Raw genomic sequence first — 23,662 nt, 5'->3', positions numbered from 1 at the left:
CACAACTTTTCTCACCAAAAGGAATACTGTTTAATATCTTCTTTTCTTTCCAATTGTTCAAATATATTCATGACTCTTCTTGTGCTTTTCCGTTGTTCCCGCCTTTTTGCCTGCTGATAATAATGTTTTTCGCGTTTGGTTTTCTGTGGAAGATTTCTGTAGTCCTCTTTTTCTATCTTCTTTGCTTCATCGTGTCTGTAAATATATTTAATATGCTTATACGGCGATTGCTCCCACGGCACATCCATTTGCAAATGATAATATGCCATCTTCGCCTGCTCCATCGTCAGTTTCTGTCCCTGAAATGGTGCATGGAACAGCTGAAACCAGTCTCTACGTGGTCTATACACAATCTTCCAGGCTGCCATATCTGTCAGAATATATAAAGCTGACTCATCATATGCAATTTCCATATAATGTCTGGCTGCAAATTCTTTGATCTGCATAACCTGATTGCGGAAGGGTTCTGGATAAGCACTGAGTTTTTCCTGATTTACAATATATTTTATAACTGTCTGAAGATTCTTCTCCTTCTTCATAACATCACATTTTATAAGTTTCAAATCATCGCCATTATTTTCATGTACTTCGCGCAGCAATCGCATATTTTGCTCTGATGCCTTTAATAGAATTCTCCAGTCGTAAGAATCTGTATGTACCTTTATATACTGTCCGTTATATTCTGTCTGATAGTTGAATATCCCAAAAATCTCCGGCAGATTCGGCTGTATTTTTCTGTACATGGTTTTCATGTTACAACAATATTTACATGGCTGAAAATGTGTGATTTTATGATCGTCCATATCAAATGCTTCTATATATGATTCATGGATTCTGGAAATATATGGACATCCTGGTCTGTGATAAATATCAGACTTCCGACTCATCTGTACAATCATAGGTACCTCCTTCTCTGCAGTAGACTGCCCCTTATTTAATTTCATTTTATTGCACAAGCTGTCCATTAAAAAGGATAGCAAAAAAGCAGAAACCGTCCATTTTCCCGATTTCTGCCTTTCAGCTATATTTCATAATTTTCCATAAACTCTTCTGCCGTTTTTCTCATCTGCTCCACCACAGATTCCGGTCCGATCACTTTTACTTCTTTTCCAAGGCCAAATATCCACCCGAAGAACTGGGGACTGACGTTTACATCCACACTGAATACGCTGTGTTCCTCATCTGTTGGATGAAAGATAATGTCTTTGCCAAAGCGGTCGATAAATACGCCGCACATGCGGTTCGGAAACTGGATCTGCACCTTTTCTTTATTTCCCTGATACATTCCGAAGGTAGCCTTTGCATATGCTGCCATATCAAACTGGTCAATAATTTCTTTTCCTTCCCGCTTTTCTTCCAGCATTTCAATCTTCATCATCTTGTCCACCCGGTAGTGCTTGCATTTTCCGCTTGCACCGTCATATGCCACAAGATAATAATTTTCATCATCCCATGTAAGTGCCCAGGGGCTTACTGTGATCCAGTCTCCATTATGTCTCGGAACCAACTCTTTCTTAATATTCCACTGATAATACTTGAATCGGATCTTCCGGTTCTCAGAGATTGCCCGGTGAATATCATCGACACCATAATATATAGTCTCATTCATGGTTTTGATTCTGCCCTGTACAAATACCTGACGCTGCAATTGCTTTGCCTGATATTCACTGACAAATTTCTTGATTTTCCTGATCAGCGCAGAAGATTTCTTCTCTGTGATGAACTTTGATGACTGGATCGCGTCGATCAGAAGCTTTACTTCTGCCAGTTCAAACTCTCTGGAAGCCACATGATAATAGGTCTCTCTTCCCCTCTGCTCCTTGACGATTTCGATCCCCAGCTTATCTGTCATATCATCAAAATCCAGATAAATACTTTTTCTTTCCGCCGTAATATCATATTTTCCCAGCTCCTGTATGATCTGCGGCATGGTAAGGCTGTGTTCCTCATCCGTCTTCGCCAGCATGATCTGTACAAGATAATATAATTTCAATTTCTGGTTCGTTCCTCTGGCCATCGTTACGCCTCCACTATTTCAAACGAATATAGCATGTAGATTTTCCGACCCCTTCACGCTTTAATTCACCGGCTGCAACCATTTTTCTCAATGCGCCTTCTACAGAGCTCATACTAAGAGAAGGACATAGTTCCCTAATATCCTGCTTCGTGAAACGACCGATTTTATTCAAGGTTGCTTTACGAACTATATCAATAGCGGGAAGTTTTTCCTCCACGATTGCAAATCTGTCTCCGAAGTCTTTATATGCAGCCAGAATAGTACCCAGCAGATATTTGATAAACGGAACAACATCCTCGGTTCCTTCATGCCAGCCATGCTGTGCACGATTCAAAGCTTCATAATACAAATCCTTATTTTTCGCAATCTTTGCTTCCAGAGAAATATATTTACCAACATAGAATCCAGAACGATACAAAAGCAATGTAGTCAGCAAGCGACTCATTCTGCCATTTCCATCGTTGAAAGGATGAATACACAGAAAATCATGGATGAAAACTGGAATTGCAATTAAAGGCTCCAGTTCCATGTTTCCAATAACTCTATTATACTCCTCACAGATTCGATCCAGTGCTTCCGGTGTTTCAAATGGCGCAAGGGGTGTAAAAAGAGTTTCGGTATGACCGTCCGGATAGGTGACGCTGATATAATTCTGTACGTTCTTTGTCTGTCCTGCCATCGGATTGTTCATGTGACTATACATGATCTTATGAAGCTGCAGGATATAATTTCTTGTCAGCGGAATCACATCAAAGCTTTCATGAATGATAGAAAGCACATCTCGATATCCTGCGATCTCCTGCTCATCTCTGTTCTTGGGAGTGGTCTTCTCCTCAACCAGTTGTCTGATTCGTGTACTTGTCGTGACAATTCCTTCGATTGCATTGGATGCCTCTGTACTCTGAATCTTCGCAATCTCAACCAGCTTCTCCAGTTCTTCCGGTCGCTGTTTCAGATAGAGTTCCTGTTTGCCGACTTCTTTATAAATTGCAGCAATCAGCCCCAGGATCTCAGAATCCCATTTCTGATCTCTGATAGCTGAGTAGTTAAAAGTTCTCATTCCCTTAACCTCCATTCTTTCCCTTATATTATATCAAATTTTAAGGGAAAGTATACTATTTTCTACACCTCCACCATTCCACTTGCCGCCAACACTCTTATCACAAACACCTTGGTCTCTTTTTCAAATGCAATCTTCACTTTTGTCTCATCCATCTGTACGACCACGCCTTTGCCGAATTTTTTATGGGTGACGATCACTCCTTCGCCCAGTTGCTGTACAAATGCCTGATAGTCCTCTTCTGATATGTTCTTCGGCGGTTCCGGTCTTGTGTTCAGTTGCTGGAATCTGCCCATTGCTACCGTTGCCCCGATATTTTTCTTTTCCGGCTCTTTTCCCAGCAGTTCCATGCAGAACTTAGATGGCTGATTTTTCATGGTAAAGACGAGCAGACGGTTCTTTGCACGGGTAACACCTACATAGAAGAGTCTTCGGTCCTCTTCATAGGCTTCGATTTCTTCGTTTGGTGCATTTTTAAGGCTTTTAGGGATCTGATTCGGGAGAATTCCATCTATCACATCCAGCAGATAAACCGTATCATACTCCAGCCCTTTGCTTGCATGGATCGTGGACAGAATCAACGGACAGGCTGGATCCTGCTCCTTGGTCTCCATGATCTGCCGCAGTTCCTGCAGACGCTCCACCAGGCGAACCGGTGTGTCTTCCATGACTGCCAGAATTCTCAGAGTGTCCAGCTTCGTATCTTTGATCTCACTTCTGGTCAGATAATCCTGATATCCCATGAACTGTGTGATTTGATGGATAGCCCGCACCGGCGGCTCCTCCAGCAGATGCTGCATATGGGTCTGAATGGAGCGGATGCTGCCTTTCACATATCCGTCCACCCCTTCGCACTGCTGCGCCGCATCCCATACAGAGATCTGCTTCTCCTGACTGATCTTCACAATTTCCTGCGCCAGTTGTCTGCGGATATAGGTATTGAGCTTATAATACACCTGCAAAAAGAGTTCTGTATCCGTAGGATTCTCCGCAAGTCTGATGATATTGCTGATATCCTGTACCACTCGATGAGTAAAAAATGTCAGCTCCGCATTTCGCATCCGATAGGGGATCCCCTTTCGCTCCAACAGGTCGATCAGCGGCAGCGCACATTCATGCTCCCGGTAGAGAACTGCCGTTTCCGTGGTACATCCTTCTGCCACCTTTGCCAGATAGGCATACTGCGCTTTTCTGGTTCCTACCGATATCTCTTTGATCTGCTGCACGCTTTCTCTGGATGCACGCATATGCTTTTCATGGCGCAGCGTGTTTTTCTGTATAAAATGATCTGCCGCCGCCACGATATTTGCATCCGACCGGAAATTTTCCTCCATCAGCAGTACTTTCGCGCCTCTATGCCGCTGTTCAAATTCCAGAAGTGCCTCCGGGTAAGCCGCCCGGAATCCATAGATGCTCTGATCCTCATCACCCACCATGAACAGATTTTCTGTGCGTGCTGCCAGCAGTGCAATGATCGCGTGCTGGATCTTGGAGGTATCCTGTGCTTCATCCACACAGATGTAGGGATACAGCTCCTGAAAATACTCCAGCAGCCATGGGATCTTCTTCAGCATCACATAGGCATAGACCATCTGATCGTCATAATCGATCATCTGCAGTTCTTTCAATTTGCTGCAATATTCCCGGTAGATCACAGAGATCTTGCACTCTGCCCCTTCATCCAGAGCCTCGATCTCGTCCTCATTAAGCATCATATTTTTAATGTAGGTAATCAGCGTGCGGATATTTTTCAGATCTCCGTCTGTGGGATATACCCGTTCCACCCGTTGGTAGATCTCTGCCAGGATACCTGCAATCCGCTTTTCATCATTCAGAAGCTGATGGGGCGTCTTCCCTGTTCGATAGCCATAATATTGCAGCACTTTGGCACAGATGCCGTTGATGGTTCGAAATTCCAGCTGCTCTGCCAGTTCTGGTCCAAATTTCGCCGCAAATCGCGCTGCCATATCCTTTGTAGCCGCCACGGTATAGGTCACGGTCAGAATTCGCCTTGGATCGATGCCTTTGCAGTGGATCATATAACCAAGCCTTGTTACCAGCACCGTTGTCTTGCCAGATCCCGGCACTGCCAGTAGAAGGACCGGTCCTTCTACGGTCTGCACTGCCTGCTTCTGCTGTTCATTTAATTGGATAGAAAATCGCTGTTCAAATTCCTGCCAGGTCATTATGATATGTAGTTCTCCTGTCTGTTTTTCCGGCATCTATAACATTTTCCTTAATGCCTGTATTTTACTTTTCACTTTGATTTCTTTTTCAGAAACAAGTTTTTGCATCCACACAACATCCTCCTGTCTGTGTGGATCATTCCAGAAACGCTTAATAAATTTTGTCAATTGACTGCGAAATGTCCAGTTTAGCTCAGATGCAGTATTAATCATATCAAAGTCTGACACCGTCTGATTTTCATCAACCAGACCAAATAAATATCTCAATATAAGTACATCTGCAAAGGTAAATGGCATAACCTCATCTTCAAAATTCAGCAAGGACATATAAGGTCCACCCTGTTTTGTATCATCTGTAACAAGAGAATATGCCCCCAATGTCTGTGCCAGTGAAATTGCATAGACTTCACCCAGATCTCCTGCCTGATACAAATTTCTGTTCTCTTTCACATTATTTTCAAAAATTTTGTATACAGCCAGATCCTTTAATCTCTGATCGGTATATACTTCTATTTTTCCAAGCTTAATATCCTTATCGACTTGTTCCAGTATTTCTTTGCCATGATTATTCAGCTCAACTTTGCGAATCTGTTCATATATAAACACACCCTCGTCAAAAAAATTGAACAAAATCTCCTGTAAATCCGCCTTATAAAAATGGATAATCACATTTGTATCCAAAGAAGCTCTCAATCCGGCAAGCCTCCTATCATATCATCAAGATCCGCATCATTCTCCTCATCACATGAATCCACCAATCTGTCACTGATATCTTCACGGCTCAGATGGCAATATGCCAATGCCCGTTCAAGAGTTTCTGCAGGAATCGCCCTGTGATTATAGTTATATATTACATAGTCTATATACTCATATGGAATATCAATTTCCTCACTGGCAATATTCAGTCTTGAATTCCCGCTGATACTTCTGAGAAGATTTCCAACCCGCTTTTCATTTCTTTCATTATCAAGCTGTAATTTCTCAGATGCATTGATTTTTCCAAGATTTTCCAGTCGATTCAATGCCATATCAAAACTCACATTAAATTCAGACATTATTTTCGCAATATCTGTCGCCGATAACTTATTTTGATTGGAATTTTCTATCTCAAGATCCAGAAACTTTCCTATCTCGTCATCAGGCATCAACAAATTTGCTGCAAAATAATTTGCCTCTTGTTCTTTCTCATCTGTATTTTTTCCCGAAAGTGTTATATGATCATCAATAAATGATTTATTTGCATTTATATGGAGTATTATATGGCCGATCTCATGTGCCAGGGTAAATATTTCCCTTGATAAGCGACTGCTGGAATTTGTAAATATGATAACATCCTGATCCTTTAATAAAGAAAATCCAAGATCTGTTGATTCTCCTAATGGATAACGCAATAATTTGTATCCACACCTTGTACAGTCCTTGAATAAATCAATAATTCCATAACGGCCAATTTTACAATTTTCTCTGAATGAATCTGCTTTGATTCTTATTTCCCTTTTTCTGCTTTCCTGCATCAAAAACCTCCACTATTTCATCTGCTTATGCTGAAGTTTCGTATACAAATGTTTATTTGCATAGAAAAAGTCAATCATGTCAAAGATTTTTTCCGAAGAGGAATTTCCATCTCCAACCCGATAAGCAACTTCCGGTGTTTCATCCAACACTTTGGTAATATCCGCAACCGTTACATCCAGAATTTTCGCAATTTTAGAAAGAAGATCTAATGTAATGCTATTAATGCCGCTTTCTAACCGTGCGTATTTTTGCCTGCTCACCCCAATCTGAGTCGCCATCTGCTCCTGTGTGAAATTTTTTGCACTTCTTAATTCTTTAATCCGCCTTCCTAATAATTCGTTCATATTTTCCTCCGTTTCTGTGTACTATCATATTATCATATATATTAGATAAGTCAACGGAGAATGTTATGTTTTTATAACATTATTTTATATAAATGTTATCTTTTAGTTCGTTTCTTTGCAAAATAAAAGACACCGACTGCTCAGTCGGTGCCTTACTTTATTTCATTAATGTTATTTACCGAATCTTCCCGCTGTTCTTCTCTTCCAGGCACTTGATGGCATGGTAGGCAAATTCATTGAACGGAGTATCCACATGAAGTTCTTTGCCCATGCGGACCAGAGTTCCGGAGAACATGTCGATCTCGGTGGGACGCTTGGCATCCAGATCCTGCAGAGTAGAAAATCTGCTGTCCGGTGCAAAAGTGGCATTCTTTGCCTGAGTTCCGCTGGTATCACTGATGTCGATGCCAAGGGCTGCAGCCACATCAGATACTTCTTTCCGCATACGGGTACTGATATAAGCCAGATGCTCACTGTCGGTGTAAGCACCCAGTCCACAGTTGATGATGGCCTGTGGGAGATTCTTACTGATATTCAACGCATATTTGTACCAGATATCCTGCTGGATATTGGCACTTAGGTGATGATGGATCGGTGTGTCCCTCAGAAGATCTTCGATGGCATCTGTGCGCTCACTTGGCTCACCATTATCCTCTCCAAAGTAAAGGCCCATGGTCACTTCTGGATCGTAGACGATCTGATTGTCGATCCTGCGAGATGCAATCTTCATAAAGGATGGCAGCATATGCTCCATGCCGATCTTCTCTCCAATCACTTTCTCGCTGTCCACACCGTTCATAGGACTGATTACTAATGTATGAGCATCCACGATTTTCTCGATCATTGGCAATGTGCCCTGCAGTGCTCCGTATTTTACAGAGATGATCAGAAGGTCAACACCTTTTGCCTCCTCCGGTGTCTTTACATGAAGATCATATTTCTGATCATTGATCACGATTCCATTTTTCTCCAGACGCTCTTTGCGCTCTCCTTCTGCCACGATCCACAGATCATCTCCCAGCTTTTCAGTTAAACCGGCAATAAAATAACTGCCAATGGCACCTGCACCAATGATAGCAACTGTCTTGATTTTCATTTCTCAATCCTCCTGAAAAATACAGCCGCTGATTGGAATGACATTCCTGTCAGCGGCTGTACAATACTTCTAAATGTTCTGACTATTATGCATGAATTCCGCGGTTCTCATCACCGGCAGGATTCACACCGAACTCATAATCATTACCCGGCAGGATAATGTTCAACAGGATTCCTGCAATTGCTGCAATTGCAAGGGCAGTCAGAGTGATGGAAGTTCCTGCAATCGTAAAGGTCAGACCACCACTGAAACCAAGACCGCATACGAAGATCACGCCTGCAATGATCAGGTTTCTGGATTTGGTCAGATCTACTTTATTTTCAACCACATTACGAACTCCGATGGCAGAGATCATACCATACAGCATGAAGCTGACACCGCCGATAATAGCTGACGGCATGGTACTGATAATGGCAGATACTTTCGGAATAAAGCTGATGATGATAGCAAAGCAGGCTGCGATTCTGATCACCAGCGGATCATATACATGACTCAGCTCCAGAACACCGGTATTCTCACCATAGGTGGTATTGGCAGGTCCGCCAAGGAATCCGGCAAGAGCAGTTGCGAGTCCGTCACCAAGAAGAGTTCTGTGAAGTCCTGGATCAGCCAGATAATTTTCTCCAACGGTTGCAGAGATGGCAGACATATCACCTACATGTTCCATCATGGTTGCGATGGCAATCGGAGCCATAACAAGGATTGCTGTTACATCGAATTTACAGATCTGGATCGGTGGGATACCTACCAGTCCTGCGGATGCGACAGATGTAAAATCAAGAATCGCAGATCCATCCGGATTAGTCAGACCAACTGCATTCATGATCACAGCCACTGCATAAGAGATCACAACTCCCATGAGGATCGGGATGATCTTGAACATGCCTTTACCCCAGATATTGAATACGATAATCACGGCCAGGGCTACAAATGCAAGGAACCAGTTGGTGGAAGCATTTCCGATGGCAGAGGATGCAAGGCTTAAACCGATACAGATAATCACTGGACCGGTAACGACCGGCGGCAGGTATCTCATAACACGTTTCACGCCAACCATACGGATGATCAGAGACAGAACCAGATACAACAGACCGGCAACAACAACACCGCCGCATGCATACGCTGCTTTGTCATTGACACTCATTCCAGCATAAATTCCGGTATCCAGATGTGCAACTGTGGAAAATCCGCCTAAGAATGCAAAGGAAGAACCTAAGAAAGCCGGAACTTTCATCTTGGAACACACATGGAATAACAGGGTTCCAAATCCGGCACAGAACAGGGTCACTGCTACCGTAAGACCACGGGTCGGTCCTTCTCCGCAGGCATCTACGAAATAACTGTTGACCAGGATCGGCACAAGAATCGTTGCACCAAACATGGCAAACATGTGCTGCAGACCAAGGATCAGCATCTTGGGCAGACCCAGTTTACGGGCATCGCGAATTACTTCATTTGACTCACTCATAACTACTCCTTTTCTTATGTGGTTTTTAATTTTCTATGTTATTATAGAAGCATTTTTCTGCAAATACAACCCTGTTTTTTGCTCACCCTTCACTTCGATTGTCAATAAGCAGCATATTAAGCCGCTCCCACCGGCGCAGTTCTTCTCTGGAAAAAAGGAGTCTCTGCCGAAATTCTTCTGTCAGTTCCTGGGGACTTAAGGTTACCAGACACTTAAATGCACAGGGCATCAGATCTGCGCTGGAGATGCCGCACAACAGCCCGTCCGTAAAATCCCGCATTTCCAGCGGATTGAAAATATAGAGCAGATCTTCCTCCAACGGATTGTACTGATTCACAAAAGAAAAGCGGATCAGCATATCACTGTAAATGACACGTCCAGTATAGAAGATCTCACTGCTTCTTCCGTTTCCGGAGACAGAACAGATGGACAAGGTTGCCTCATAAGTTCCTGGCTGCTCCGCCCGCTCAGAGATGTCGATGATGCCATCTTTCATACGATGATATCGTCCGTCATAAAAATAAAAATATAGCCGCTTGGCCTGAAAAAAAGGACTCTTTCTTCCAAATGGAGCTTCTATCGTATCCTTCTCTTCCACCGTCGGCAGGTAAGAACTCAGCTGGGAAAAGGACACCTGCAGCACCTGGCTGATCTCGTACAATGTCTCGATATCAATGGAAATGGTTCCATTTTCATATTTACAGACGGTTGCCCTGCTCTTATGGATGACATCTGCCAGCTCCTGAATGGTCAGTTTGCAGGCTTTCCGGTATTTACGTATCTGTGCGCCCACATAAACATTGATTTCACTCATTTTGTTTCCTCAAAATATCTATTTTTGCTATTTTTATTTCATTTAGATAGATTATAGCAAATTTTTGCATAAAATGTAATCTTATACGAACATTTTTACTCAAAAAGTTTCTTTTAGAGAACATTTTCAAAAAGCGAATTTTTTTCAATCTGATACAATAGAAATTAAAATTATTTCATTATTAAAAGGGGATTTTGTTATGAAAAAGAAAGAACATGGATTCAGCGGTTCCATTGGCTTTGTTCTTGCAGCCGCCGGAAGTGCCGTTGGTGTGGGAAATATATGGAGATTTCCGTATCTCTGCGCCAAAGACGGAGGCGGACTGTTCCTGCTGGTCTATCTGGTACTGGTGCTGACCTTTGGATTTGTCCTGCTGACCACCGATGTGGCAATCGGACGAAAAACCAAGTTAAATGCACTGAATGCGTATGGCACACTTCGTAAGAAATGGAAATTTCTTGGATACCTTACCTTTCTGGTGCCGACGCTGATCATGACTTACTACTCTGTCATCGGCGGCTGGATCTTAAAATATCTGTCTGCCTATGTGGTTTCCAGTGGAAATGAAGCAGCACAGGATGGCTACTTTACTTCCTTTATTACAGCTCCGGTGGCTCCCATTGTATTTATGCTGATTTTCCTTGCATTTACGGCATGGGTGGTATACTGCGGAGTGGAAAAAGGAATCGAGAGATTTTCCCGTATCATTATGCCGGGACTTTTGCTGTTGATCATTGGCATCTCTATTTTCTCCCTGACTCTTTCCCATACGGACAGTGACGGAACCGTCCGTACCGGACTGCAGGGACTTGCGATCTATCTGCTGCCGGATTTTCACGGGCTGACCTTTGGACGTTTCTTGAATGTACTTCTGGATGCCATGAGCCAGCTGTTTTTCTCCTTAAGCGTATCCATGGGTATCATGATTACCTATGGTTCCTATGTAAAGGATGATGTAAATCTGTCTCAGGCCACCAATCAGATCGAACTGTTTGACACAGGTGTTGCCTTCCTGTCCGGTATGATGATCATCCCGGCGGTATTTGTATTCCTCGGAACAGAGGGAATGGCTTCCGGTCCCAGCCTTACCTTTATCTCCCTTCCAAAAGTATTTGAAGCTATGGGCGGATTGGGACGGATCATCGGCATCGCATTCTTTTTGATGCTTGCTTTCGCAGCGCTCACTTCCTGCGTCTCCGTCATGGAAACACTGGTGGCAAACTGCATGGAGATCTTCCATAAGACCAGACAGCAGATGTGTATCATGGTAGGCATCTATTCTCTGGTTACTGCAATATTGATCTGTCTGGGCTACAACGTGCTGTACTTTGACCTGACACTGCCAAACGGCACATCCGCACAGCTTCTGGATCTGATGGATTACATCAGCAACAGCTTCCTGATGCCATTTATCTCCCTGCTGACCAGTATTCTGATCGGTTGGATCGTCGGACCGAAATGGATCACCGACGAAGTGGTTAAAAATGGTGAATCCTTCCCGCGGGCGGGTCTTTACTCCTTCATGATCCGTTATATCGTCCCTGTTATTATGCTGGTACTGTTCCTGGTATCTACAGGTTTCATGAAACTGAACTTCTAATAGAGTTTTTAATACAATCAGAATCGGGGGATTTTTATGAAGAATAAAATATTGATCGGTATTACTTTATTTTCCATGTTTTTCGGAGCCGGCAATCTGATCTTCCCACCCTTCCTGGGTGCGGAAGCCGGAACCTCCGGATGGCTGGCCTTTGTGGGGCTTTCCTTCAGTGCTGTCTGTTTTCCAATTCTTGGAGTAGTTGCAGTAACTCTTAGCGGCGGCGCCGACCGCATGGCGGATCGGGTACATCCCATGTTCTCTGTGGTCTTCATCTCCGCCCTTTATCTGGCCATTGGTCCTTGCCTCGCCATTCCAAGGACCTCCGGCACTTCCTTTTCCATGGCAGTACAGCCATTTCTGCCAGAAGGGATGTCTGTTGGTCTTGTGCAGTTCATCTACTCTATTATATTTTTTACAGTAGCTGCACGTATCGCCCTGCATCCGGAACGACTGACAGAATATTTAGGCAAACGACTGACGCCGATCCTGCTGACTCTGATCGTAATCATCTTCGTGGTTTCTCTGATCCATCCGACTGGATCTGCTGCCGCACCCGTTGGCATGTATGCTTCTGCCCCTGTGATCTATGGATTCCAATATGGATATCAGACCATGGACGCACTGGCAGCACTTACTTTTGGAACGGTTATTGCGTTAAATATTCGGGAACAGGGAATCACCGAAGAAAAAGCGGTGATAAAAGAAACGATTTCGGCTGGCTGGATCGCAGGCGGATGTCTGATCCTGGTCTATGCCATGTTAAATTATGTGGGAATGCTGGCTGGCGGCGCATTTACCGGCATGGAAAATGGAACAGATGTGCTTCTCCTGACAGTTCATGCTCTCTTTGGAAATACCGGAACCCTTGTGCTTGCACTGGTATTTCTTATTGCATGCTTCAACACCTGTGTAAGTCTCTTAAGCTGCTGCGGAAAATATTTTAATGAACTGTTTCCACAGATCAGTTTTCCACACTGGGTCTTTTTATTTGCGGGATTATCCATGCTGATCTCCAATGTAGGGTTAAACACCATCCTGAAAATATCCGTTCCGGTGTTAAATGCCATCTATCCACCGGCATTGCTGCTGATCTTCTTAACCTGCATAAATAGGTGGATCAAAAGATATCCGAAGATCTATCCTTGGTCCGCATTCCTTTGCTGCGCAAGCAGTATCACGCTCATGCTGGAGCAGCAGGGAATCCTTGTTCCCTTACTGCTTCCATTGCTGCATCAAATGCCAGGCTATACCGGCGGATTTGCATGGTTTGTGCCAACGATTGCCGGGATTCTGGTTGGCTGGATTGCATCTTACTTCAATAACTCACACACCATCTGAGAGTTAAATGTTACAGACTTCACATGGTTGACCTCGATCTGGTACAGTGCATTGGCTGCAATATGCTCAGCTGCCTGTTCCAGATCGCGGATGCCGGAAGTTCCTTCAAAAATATCCACGATCGTATCCAGTGCTTCATCGGTGATCACACACTCTTCTTCCCTCAGTGCCATTCTCTTCAACACTTTTTTCAACGCAAATCTGGAGAAGATCACTTTCTTCTCTTCTTTGGTATAATCCGGAATCTCGATCACTGCAAAACGAGACAGGATCGGTGCGCTGATCTGGGATTTGTCATTGGCAGTCGCAATAGGATATACACCCACTGTCGGCACCATGCATTCCATATAGTTGTCCGTAAATCCAAGGTTATCAAGCAGAGTCAGCAGTACATCTGCCGGGTTACCATTTCCTTTTCCTGCCGCTGCTTTATCAAGCTCATTGATGATAAACACCAGGTTGGACTGGCCAGATACGGAAAATGCTTCCATAATAATGCCCGGTTTTGCATTGGAGTAGATTCTTGAACTTCCGGTCAACTGTTCCGGATCATTGATGGAGCTCATGTCCAGCGTGGTCCACGGCAATTTCAGGATTCTTGCCACCGCATAGGCAATCTGAGATTTACCGGTTCCTGCCGGACCCACGAGTAAAAGTCCATAAGCAGGAAGGGTATGGGTACGGTTGATCTGGATAATGGTCTCGATGATCCGCTGCTTAACCCTCTCCATGCCATAAAGTTCTTCGTCCAGGATCCGCCTTGCTTCTACCGGATCAATTGCTTCAAAATACTCGCTCTTCCACTGTACATTCATCATAAGAGACAGCGCCCGCTGTGCATGGCGGCGCTCCTCCGGGGAAACTTCATGAGAACGGGCAACCGCCAGGTTTCTTCTGGCCCACAGACGGATATTTTCCGGCATGGTATTGCCAGCACAAGTCATGAAATCTGTGATGCTCTGAATACTGGTCAGACGCATATCGTCACCGGTCTCTTCTCTGTCCTCATCCTCGTCAATCTCCACTGGCGGATCACTTGCCAGCAATCTCTCGATCATAAACTGTAAAAAGCCATCTTCCGCAGACAGTTTCGTTCCTCCGCCAAATGCAATCTCACGGATCTTGTAAACTGCATATCCAGCTTCACTATTTTTACCGGACAGACACACATTAATATGATTCTCGCCCAGCCAACGAAGAAGACTTACAAATCGAGAATCAATCTTTAAAATATCTGCACTCACCTTTCCACCGTCTTCCTCAAACTCGAAAGAACTGCGCTTCACAGGATTGGTGAACACACCGCAGGAATGGTGCTTCCACTGGCACTTCTGATTATCCAGAAGCAGAATTGGCTTCTCCGGTGTAGGCATACTCTCCCTGGAATTAAATGTGGTATATGTACACTCTGCGTGATTTCTCGCATCTTTTACATCATTAAAATCAAATACTGGCATCTGATGCTTCTCCCCTCGTATGTATTTCGGCTTCTATTATCACATATCGTTTTTGTTTTCTCAAGTGGATTTTCGTACAAAGCTATGCTCTCAAAAAGGGATGCCAACCCATCAGGACAGCATCCTTTTCACGCATAAGTTGGCGGCACAGTCATCGTACTTACCGCAGGTCTGCTTGTTCTGGGGACGTCCGCAGCCCCGGTACTTGCTTTCGATCAAGCCCACTGGCGAAGATCGAAGCTTAGTACCGCTGGGCGAGGAATTAGCGAGAGCGGTCCCTCTGAACATGCTGCCTGCGACAGGCACGACGGCTGTGCCGCCAACCTCAAGCCCAACTCACTCCCGGATCGCGTCTTTCACACGCTTCACGAATTCAGCCACATAAGGCACTGCATCTTTGCCATATTTCTCCACCAGTTTCACGATGGCGGATCCTACGATGACACCATCTGAGACAGTAGCCATTTTCTTCGCCTGCTCCGGTCCGGAGATACCGAATCCGATGGCTGCCGGAATGTCAGAGGATTTTTTCACCAGCTCTACCATAGCTCCTACATCGGTAGTGATCTGGCTTCTCATACCAGTCACACCCAGGGAAGATACGCAATATACAAATCCTTCTGCCTCTTTGGCGATCATACTGATGCGGTCATGGGAGGTCGGTGCGATCAATGAAATGAGAGCCATCCCTTCTTTACGGAATACAGCGGCAAATTCTTCTTTTTCCTCGAATGGAACATCCGGCAGGATCACGCCATCCATGCCTACGGCTGCGGCTTTCTTCGCAAATCGTTCAATGCCGTAGGAAAATACCACATTGGCATAGGTCATGAACACCATGGGCACTTTCACGTCTTTGCGCAGATCTTCCACCATGTCAAAAATCTTGTCGGTCGTCACACCGCCGGTCAGGGCACGCAAGTTTGCGGCCTGGATCACCGGGCCTTCTGCGGTCGGGTCTGAAAATGGAATGCCAAGTTCAATAAGATCTGCACCATTTTTCTCCATAGCTCTGACGATCTCTTTTGTGGTATCCAGATCTGGATCCCCGCAGGTAATAAATGGAATAAATGCCTTGCCACCAGCAAAGGCTTCTTTGATTCTACTCATGGATATCCTCCCCTCTGTAGCGGGCGATGGCTGCACAGTCTTTATCGCCTCTTCCGGAAATATTGATGACCATGACCTGATCTTTGCTCATGGTCGGAGCCAGTTTTTTCGCATAAGCTACCGCATGGGCACTTTCGATAGCCGGAATAATGCCCTCGGTCTTGCTTAAATATTCAAATGCATCTACCGCTTCATCATCAGTAACGGCTACATATTCAGCCCGGCCAGTGTCATGAAGCCATGCATGTTCCGGTCCGATGCCCGGATAATCAAGTCCGGCAGAAATGGAATAGACCGGTGCGATCTGTCCATACTGATCCTGACAGAAATAAGATTTCATCCCATGAAAAATACCAAGCTTTCCGGTTGCGATGGTTGCAGCCGTCTCGAAAGTATCAACACCTCTTCCCGCAGCCTCACAGCCAATAAGACGGACACTCTTGTCCTCAATAAAATGATAAAACGCGCCAATGGCATTGGATCCGCCGCCCACACATGCCAGCACAGCATCTGGCAGTTTTCCTTCTGCTGCCATACACTGCTCCTTAATCTCCTTGGAGATCACTGCCTGAAAATCACGGACAATGGTTGGAAATGGATGTGGTCCCATGACTGATCCCAGCACATAATGGGTGTCTGCGATTCGATTTGTCCATTCTCTCATGGTCTCAGATACAGCATCCTTCAAGGTGCCGGTACCGGAAGAAACCGGATGGACTGTAGCTCCCAGCAGACGCATTTTATACACATTCAGTGCCTGGCGCTCAGTATCTTCTTTTCCCATAAATACTTCGCATTCCATTCCCATCAAAGCTGCAGCTGTGGCCGTTGCCACACCATGCTGGCCTGCTCCGGTCTCTGCGATCACACGGGTCTTACCCATTTTCTTTGCCAGCAGCACCTGTCCAAGCACATTGTTGATCTTATGAGCACCGGTATGGTTCAAATCTTCACGTTTCAGATAAATCTTTGCTCCACCCAGATCATCTGTCATTTTCTTTGCAAAATACAGTCTGGACGGACGACCTGCATAATTGTTAAATAAATCCTGCAGTTCCGCATTAAATTCTGGATCATTTTTGTAATGATTATATGCCTCTTCCAGTTCGATCACTGCATTCATCAGCGTTTCTGGAATATACTGTCCGCCATGTACGCCGAACCGGCCTTTGGATCTGTTCTCTGCCATCTTACTTACTCCTCACTTGTTCTATGATTTTTCTGATCTTGTCAGGATCTTTTTTCTTGTCTGTCTCCACACCGGAGCTGATGTCCACACCCCATGGTGCAAAATTATTTATTGCTTCTTTGATATTTTCCGACTGAAGCCCACCTGCCAGCAGAAATGAATGCTTTGTCGACCAGTCTTTCAACAGCCGCCAGTCAAAACAATTACCGGTTCCATATCCATTATCCAATAAGATCCGGTCTGCACTGCTGTTCTCGATCTTCTGTAAATCTTCTGCAGATCTTATTTTACATGCTTTCCAGATCTCGCATCCAGGTACCAGGCTCCGCAGCATCTCCATATATGCTTCATCTTCCGTTCCATGAAGCTGAGCAATCTGGATAAAACCTTCCTTCAGGTGCGCTGCCACCTCCTCCACCGGCAAGTTTACACATACACCCACTGCCGGGATCTCTGACCGCAACTTTTCCCGAAAGTCTTTCATCTGCTCCCATGTCACATATCGGTGGCTGGGTGGATAGAATACAAAACCTGCATAATCGGGCTGGTATTGATTGACTGCGTCGATATCTGCATCCCGATACAGGCCGCAGATCTTGATTTTCGTCTGCCCACTATCTACCATCTGATTAGCGTTCTGGCTTCTCATGCCTTGCCTCCGTCAGATGCCTGACTCTGTGCGTCCGATGTCTGCACCTGCTCTGCAGCCTTCTCTCGTCCTTGTGCCGCTGCCTGTTTAAATTCAGCCAGCCGTTCCGTCTTGTCTTCCGCACGCATAAGCGCCTCACCGATCAGCACCGCATCGGCTCCGATCTCTGCCAGAACACCCACATCCTGCGGCTCCTTCACTCCAGATTCTGCCACAAAGATCACATTCGTGGGGATCTGCTCCCGAAGGTTCGCTGCATTAGAAAAATCCACAGTAAAATTTTTCAAATTCCGGTTATTAACACCTATCACTCTGGCTCCTGCCTTCAGTGCTGACCGGATCTCATTTTCATCATGAGTCTCTACCAGTGCAGTCAATCCCAGATCATCACAGATCTTCAGATATTCCCGAATGGTCTCGGTTGGAAGCAAGGCACAGATCAGAAGTACTGCATCTGCTCCCATGCATTTTGCCTCATAGATCTGATAAGCATCCACCGTGAAATCCTTACGGATCATAGGAAGGGTAATGGCCGCCCGAATCTCTTTGAAGATCTCATCAGAACCTAAGAACCATTTTGGCTCTGTCAGTACCGATACACAGTCTGCACCGGCCTGCTCATATTCCCTGGCAATCTCCACATAAGGAAAATCCTCGGCAATCAACCCTTTGGAAGGTGATGCTCGTTTTACTTCGCAGATAAAGGATACTCCTGTGTTACAAAGAGCATGCTCAAATCGAAAATCTCCTTTAGGAAGGCTGCGGGCTTTTCGTTCCATTTCGTCCGCTGCTATCTTTTTCTTCGCCTCCGCCACCCGGAAGGATGCATAAGCTGCCAACTCATCTAATATCATATCTGTCTCCTTCGCCTGTCTGTTTTTATGCCACTAAGATGCCACCGATTCCTGCTTATTTGATTCGCGGATAAAAGCATTCAACGTCTGCTGTGCCATGCCCTCATCGATCAGAGTAGCTGCCAGCTTCACACCATCTGCCAGGCTGTCTGCCTTGCCGCCCACATAGAGACCGGCTCCTGCATTTAACAGGACCGCATCTCTTCTGACTCCTTTTTCACCCGCCAGAATAGCTCTTGTAATGGCTGCATTTTCTTCTGGAGTACCGCCTTTGAGTGCATCCTTCTGAGCAGTCTTCATACCAAAATCTTCCGGCCGGATCACATAGGTCTTGTACTCACCTTTGCCAAATTCACAGACCGTTGTAGGTGCACACATGGAGATTTCATCCAGCTTGTCCTGTCCGTAGACTACCATGCCCCGTTTTACCCCCAGCTGATAAAGCACCTTTGCCATCGGCTCCACCAGATGCTCAGCATATACTCCCAACACCTGAAGATTGGCATGTCCCGGATTGGTCAGCGGTCCCAACAGATTGAAGACCGTTCTCACACCCAGCTCTTTTCTAACTGGTCCTACATATTTCATAGAAGTGTGATATTTCTGTGCAAAGAAGAAACAGATACCAATCTTTTTCAGAAGTTTTACACATTGTTCCGGGGCAAGCTGAATATTTACTCCCAATGCCTCCAGACAGTCCGCTGCACCACTCTTTGAAGAAGCTGCCCGATTGCCATGTTTCGCCACTGGAACGCCTCCGGCAGCAATCACTATCGAAGATGTGGTAGAAATATTAAAGGAGCCAGCTCCGTCTCCACCTGTTCCTACGATCTCCAGCAGATCTCCGTCATATTGTACCGGAAGTGCATGGGATCTCATAGCTGCTGCGCAGGCGGTAATTTCCTCAATGGTCTCACCCTTGGTGGACAAAGCAGTCAGAAATGCGGCTGTCTGTACCTGTGAAGTCTCTCCGTTCATGATCTCATTGATTACTGCATTTGCCTGCTCATAAGTCAGGTCTTTTCCATCGATCAATGCTGCTGTTGCTTCTTTAATCATTTTCTTATCCTCCTCATATATTTTATATGTTTGCTGTATGTTTGCGTTATTTATATTTCTTTTAAGAAATTACTCAATATGATTTTTCCATCTGGTGTCAGGATGGATTCTGGATGGAACTGTACACCGTAAATGGGATACTCCCGATGCATAACTGCCATAACTTCGCCGTCTTTGGTCTTGGCAGTCACCTTTAATGTTTCTGGAATAGTCTCTTTCACAGCTGCCAGCGAATGATATCTGGCTGCTTTCATGGTATTTCCCATGCCCTGAAAGATGGGGCAGGTCTCATCAATGGTTATGGTGGACTGCTTGCCGTGCATCAGCTCTTTTGCATAAGAAACGGTAGCTCCATAGGCTTCGCAGATAGCCTGATGTCCCAGGCAGACACCCAATGTCGGTATCTCTTTTCCCAGTGTCTTTGCCGCCTCGATACAGATGCCCGCATCCCTTGGAAAGCCAGGTCCCGGTGAAAGAATGATCCGTGATGGTTTCAGTGCCCGGATCTCATCCACGGTCAGTTCATCATTCCGGATCACTTTGATATCCGGGGCAATGGTTCCGACCAGCTGATACAGGTTATAAGAAAAACTGTCGTAATTGTCGATAAGTATGATCATTGGTCGATGCCTCCCTGTGCGGTAGCCAGTGCATTCATCACTGCCTTTGCCTTGTTGATACACTCCTGATATTCTTTCTGTGGCACGCTGTCAGCCACGATGCCTGCACCGCTTCTGACAAATACCTTGCCATTTTTCTTATATGCAATGCGGATCGCAATACAGGTATCCAGGTTTCCGGTGAAATCCAGATAACCAATGGCTCCTCCGTAGATGCCCCGCTTATTATTTTCCAGCTCATTGATGATCTCGCAGGCCCGGATCTTCGGTGCTCCCGATAAGGTTCCAGCCGGCAGAATGGAATCCACCGCATCGATGGCATCCAACCCTTTCCTGATGGTTCCTTTCACAGTAGAACCTATGTGCATCACGTGTGAAAACCGCTGAATGCTCATGTATTTTTCCACTTCCACGGTTCCGAACTCACTGATCTTACCGATATCATTTCGTCCCAGATCCACCAGCATGTTGTGCTCAGAACATTCTTTTTCATCTGCCAGCAGTTCCTGTTCCAGCCTCTGATCCTCCGCCTCAGTGGCTCCCCTTGGTCTAGTACCTGCCAGTGGGAACGTATGGAGCGTCTTATTTTCCAGCTTTACCAGTGTCTCCGGGGAAGCTCCCGCGATCTCCATATCGTCACTGGAAAAATAAAACATATATGGGGAAGGATTCACCGTCCGCAGTACCCGGTAGGTATCCAGAAGGCTTCCTTCATAATCCGATTCCATTCGATTGGAAAGCACCACCTGAAAAATATCTCCCTCCCGAATGTAATGCTTTGCTTTCTCGACCATGCTGCAATACTGCTTCTGATTAAACAATGCCCGGAATTCAGAAGTACATCTGCCCGGTATTTCTTCCGCCATCTCGCCGCTCTGGATCAGCTGCTTCATGGTAGAAAGTTCCAGTTCTGCCCGGTGATACTCGGTCTTCAGATCCTCACATCGGATATTTACGATCAGGATGATCTTCTGACGGAAATGGTCAAATGCGATGACCTTGTCAAACAACATCAGATCCACATCCTTAAACCCTTCCTTGTCTTCTGCATCCAGCACTAGAGACGGCTCTGCATATTTCATATAATCGTAGGAAAAATATCCTACCAGTCCACCGGTAAATGTAGGAAAACCTTCAATCTTCGGACTTTTATTTTCATCAAGTATCTGTCGAATATACTCACCTGGATGCTTTGTCTCCATATTCACGGATGTTCCGTTTTTGATCGTGAGTTTTCCGTTTGTACAGGTGATCTCAAGCCGCGGGTCATATCCCAGAAATGTGTAGCGCCCCCATTTCTGATTATCCTCCGCTGATTCCAGCATGTAGCAATGTCTGCTTACATTTTTCAGCTTTCTGAGTACCATCAGCGGTGTGTACTGGTCTGCATATAATTCCAGACTGACTGGAATGCACTTGTACTCTCCTGTTGCTGCGATCTTAACTGCTTCTTTGAATTCCGGTCTCATGTCGTCTCCTTTTCTGGCATAAAAAATCGCCCTTGATAAGTCTGTCTAACTTACCAAGGACGAGTCATTACATTTCCCGCGGTGCCACCTTGATTTGTGAAGGTATCTCTGCCTTCACACCCTTACGAAATACTAACATATCTCTGACAACTGACGTATGTCCTCACGTCACAGAATACTCGGCTTTTCATCTCTGCCTTTGACTGTGCCCTCAGCGGTCCATTTGATATTCTGGGTTCCATCCGGCTCTCAGCTCCCCGGACTCTCTGTGCGACCATAAATACCGTTATCTCCGCTTCATCGGTTTAAAGTGATGCTCAATTCAATTTTTTTACATCATAGCAAAGCCGATTTTATTTGTCAAGAAAAAATTTAATATGCTATAATTTGTGAGTATTCAAATGCAAAGTTATTTTACTCGAGGAGAATAGAATCTATGAACACCGAATTATCCACCAGAGAGTCTTTTTTCACGAAAGATACTCTCTTTTATAAGACGTTATTTGGTCTGATCCTGACCATCACCCTTCAGAATCTGATTGCCTACAGTGTGAACATGCTGGACAATATTATGCTGGGAAGTTACAGTCAGAATGCTCTGTCTGGAGCAGCCACTGTGAACCAGGTCTTCTTCATGGTACAGCAGACTGCCCTTCCCATTGGAAATGCACTGGTAGCTCTTGCTTCTCAGTACTGGGGCCAGAAGCAGACACAGCCGATCCGGGAGCTGACTGGAATTGCTCTGAAGTTCTGTCTGCTGGTCTCTGTGTTGGTTATGGTGGTGTGTACTGTCTTTCCTGTGCAGCTATTGAGAATTTTTACCACTTCCGATGAGATCATTGCAGAAGGACTGGTCTATCTCTCTATCCTGAAATGGACCTTCGTGCTTTTTATTTTCAGCAATCTGCTCATCGCCATGCTGCGAAGTGTGGGAACAGTGCGGATCTCGTTTATCGTGTCCGTAGTGTCCCTGATCGTCAACGGCTGCATCAACTATACATTGATCTTCGGCCACTTTGGATTTCCGGAAATGGGTATCAAGGGTGCTGCGATCGGAACACTGATTTCCCGTATCGCAGAACTTCTGATCCTGCTGTTCTATGTGGCAAAAATGGACACAAAGATCCACCTGTTCTCCAGCTCCCTGTTCTCCGGAAGCAGAGAACAAGTGCGATCCTTTTTGAAAGTCGGCATTCCGATTATGATCACGTCCTTGTTGTGGGCGGTCTCCGTCCCCATGCAGACTGCGATTCTAGGACATCTGTCCTCTGATGCAATTGCAGCTAACTCCGTGTCTTCTACTTTCTACCAGTATCTGAAAGTGGTAGTGATTGCGCTGTCTTCTGCCTCTGCAGTTATGATTGGCAACAGTATCGGAGCCGGAGACCTGAAAAGGGTGCGGTCCGATGCCCGCACCCTGTCTGTCATTGATATTCTGATTGGATTGATTCTCGCAACTATTTTGTTTGTGTGCCGCACCCCACTGCTGTCCATGTACCGGCTCAGCAACGAAGCCATGATCCTGGCTGATCACTTTATAATCATCATGAGTGTTATCATGGTTGGTATGTCTTACCAGATGCCAGTCTCTATGGGCATCATTCAGAGTTCCGGCGATACGAAATTTACTCTCCGCCTGAATCTGATCTCCACCTGGCTCATCGTTATGCCGCTGTCTTTCCTGGCCGCTTTTGTCTGGAAATGGCCGGTGGAACTGGTAGTCGTAGCAGTACAATGTGACCAGATTTTCAAAGGGCTTCCAATCTTCCTTCGGTTCCGAAGTTATCGCTGGATCCACAAACTGACGGCTTAATTTT

Annotated in this window: 21 protein-coding genes; 3 read left to right on the top strand and 18 right to left on the bottom strand. The window is 45.4% G+C overall.

Annotated features, from left to right (window positions below; translation table 11 throughout):
• Positions 1–11: 11 nt before the first annotated feature.
• From WMO62_RS00830 to WMO62_RS00785, 10 genes are all read right to left on the bottom strand, one after another.
• Complete coding sequence (locus tag WMO62_RS00830; RefSeq protein ID WP_349143481.1) at positions 12–899, bottom strand: hypothetical protein; 888 nt, start codon at positions 897–899, stop codon at positions 12–14.
• Between the two features lie 122 nt (positions 900–1,021).
• Entirely contained in the window at positions 1,022–2,017 is a 996-nt protein-coding gene (locus WMO62_RS00825; RefSeq protein ID WP_349143480.1) for a helix-turn-helix transcriptional regulator, read from the bottom strand.
• 13 nt (positions 2,018–2,030) lie between these two features.
• The gene (locus tag WMO62_RS00820; protein ID WP_349143479.1) at positions 2,031–3,077 is read right to left on the bottom strand and encodes a Fic family protein; all 1,047 of its coding nucleotides are present in this window, start codon (positions 3,075–3,077) and stop codon (positions 2,031–2,033) included.
• A gap of 62 nt (positions 3,078–3,139) precedes the next feature.
• A complete protein-coding gene (locus WMO62_RS00815; RefSeq protein ID WP_349143478.1) occupies positions 3,140–5,299 on the bottom strand; it encodes an ATP-dependent helicase in 2,160 nt (719 codons plus the stop codon).
• Entirely contained in the window at positions 5,300–5,956 is a 657-nt protein-coding gene (locus WMO62_RS00810) for a PIN domain-containing protein (RefSeq protein ID WP_349143477.1), read from the bottom strand.
• Entirely contained in the window at positions 5,953–6,777 is an 825-nt protein-coding gene (locus WMO62_RS00805) for an ImmA/IrrE family metallo-endopeptidase (RefSeq protein WP_349143476.1), read from the bottom strand. The genes WMO62_RS00810 and WMO62_RS00805 overlap by 4 nt, the downstream gene beginning before the upstream one ends.
• 12 nt (positions 6,778–6,789) lie before the next feature.
• A complete protein-coding gene (locus tag WMO62_RS00800; RefSeq protein WP_349143475.1) occupies positions 6,790–7,122 on the bottom strand; it encodes a helix-turn-helix transcriptional regulator in 333 nt (110 codons plus the stop codon).
• A gap of 175 nt (positions 7,123–7,297) precedes the next feature.
• Positions 7,298–8,218, bottom strand: coding sequence for a ketopantoate reductase family protein (locus WMO62_RS00795; RefSeq protein WP_349143474.1), 921 nt, complete (start codon positions 8,216–8,218; stop codon positions 7,298–7,300).
• 85 nt (positions 8,219–8,303) lie between these two features.
• Positions 8,304–9,686, bottom strand: a complete 1,383-nt coding sequence (locus tag WMO62_RS00790; protein ID WP_117496732.1) for a uracil-xanthine permease family protein — start codon at positions 9,684–9,686, stop codon at positions 8,304–8,306.
• Between the two features lie 82 nt (positions 9,687–9,768).
• The gene (locus WMO62_RS00785) at positions 9,769–10,500 is read right to left on the bottom strand and encodes a helix-turn-helix domain-containing protein (protein ID WP_349143473.1); all 732 of its coding nucleotides are present in this window, start codon (positions 10,498–10,500) and stop codon (positions 9,769–9,771) included.
• A 199-nt stretch (positions 10,501–10,699) separates the two neighbouring features.
• Between WMO62_RS00785 and WMO62_RS00780 the strand changes: the two genes are divergently transcribed.
• Both WMO62_RS00780 and brnQ read left to right on the top strand, forming a co-directional pair.
• On the top strand, positions 10,700–12,100 hold the full coding sequence (locus WMO62_RS00780) for a sodium-dependent transporter (protein WP_349143472.1): 1,401 nt from the start codon (positions 10,700–10,702) through the stop codon (positions 12,098–12,100).
• Positions 12,101–12,136: 36 nt separating this feature from the next.
• Complete coding sequence (gene brnQ / locus WMO62_RS00775) at positions 12,137–13,438, top strand: branched-chain amino acid transport system II carrier protein (protein ID WP_349143471.1); 1,302 nt, start codon at positions 12,137–12,139, stop codon at positions 13,436–13,438.
• Here the strand turns inward: brnQ and WMO62_RS00770 are convergent.
• The 8 genes from WMO62_RS00770 to trpE form a co-directional block, all read right to left on the bottom strand.
• Positions 13,411–14,895, bottom strand: coding sequence for an AAA family ATPase (locus tag WMO62_RS00770; protein ID WP_349143470.1), 1,485 nt, complete (start codon positions 14,893–14,895; stop codon positions 13,411–13,413). The two genes, brnQ and WMO62_RS00770, sit on opposite strands and share 28 nt — an antisense overlap.
• 336 nt (positions 14,896–15,231) lie before the next feature.
• Positions 15,232–16,005 (bottom strand): tryptophan synthase subunit alpha, encoded by a 774-nt coding sequence (trpA, locus tag WMO62_RS00765; protein ID WP_349143469.1) that lies wholly within the window; start codon positions 16,003–16,005, stop codon positions 15,232–15,234.
• Positions 15,998–17,194: a tryptophan synthase subunit beta gene (trpB, locus tag WMO62_RS00760; RefSeq protein WP_349143468.1), complete on the bottom strand. Its 1,197-nt coding sequence runs from the start codon at positions 17,192–17,194 to the stop codon at positions 15,998–16,000. Before trpB ends, trpA begins: the two co-directional genes overlap by 8 nt.
• Before the next feature lies 1 nt (position 17,195).
• Entirely contained in the window at positions 17,196–17,843 is a 648-nt protein-coding gene (locus WMO62_RS00755) for a phosphoribosylanthranilate isomerase (protein ID WP_349143467.1), read from the bottom strand.
• Complete coding sequence (gene trpC / locus WMO62_RS00750; RefSeq protein WP_349143466.1) at positions 17,840–18,697, bottom strand: indole-3-glycerol phosphate synthase TrpC; 858 nt, start codon at positions 18,695–18,697, stop codon at positions 17,840–17,842. Before trpC ends, WMO62_RS00755 begins: the two co-directional genes overlap by 4 nt.
• A gap of 33 nt (positions 18,698–18,730) precedes the next feature.
• Complete coding sequence (gene trpD / locus WMO62_RS00745) at positions 18,731–19,756, bottom strand: anthranilate phosphoribosyltransferase (RefSeq protein ID WP_349143465.1); 1,026 nt, start codon at positions 19,754–19,756, stop codon at positions 18,731–18,733.
• A gap of 50 nt (positions 19,757–19,806) precedes the next feature.
• Complete coding sequence (locus WMO62_RS00740; RefSeq protein WP_349143464.1) at positions 19,807–20,376, bottom strand: anthranilate synthase component II; 570 nt, start codon at positions 20,374–20,376, stop codon at positions 19,807–19,809.
• Positions 20,373–21,845: an anthranilate synthase component I gene (gene trpE, locus WMO62_RS00735; RefSeq protein ID WP_349143463.1), complete on the bottom strand. Its 1,473-nt coding sequence runs from the start codon at positions 21,843–21,845 to the stop codon at positions 20,373–20,375. The genes WMO62_RS00740 and trpE overlap by 4 nt, the downstream gene beginning before the upstream one ends.
• 436 nt (positions 21,846–22,281) lie before the next feature.
• Between trpE and WMO62_RS00730 the strand changes: the two genes are divergently transcribed.
• Complete coding sequence (locus tag WMO62_RS00730) at positions 22,282–23,658, top strand: MATE family efflux transporter (RefSeq protein ID WP_349143462.1); 1,377 nt, start codon at positions 22,282–22,284, stop codon at positions 23,656–23,658.
• Positions 23,659–23,662 lie beyond the last annotated feature (4 nt).

The sequence above is a fragment of the Hominiventricola aquisgranensis genome, from assembly GCF_040096225.1.
Classification (GTDB): Bacteria; Bacillota; Clostridia; order Lachnospirales; family Lachnospiraceae; genus Hominiventricola; species Hominiventricola aquisgranensis.
This window is presented reverse-complemented; position numbering and strand designations above follow the sequence as displayed.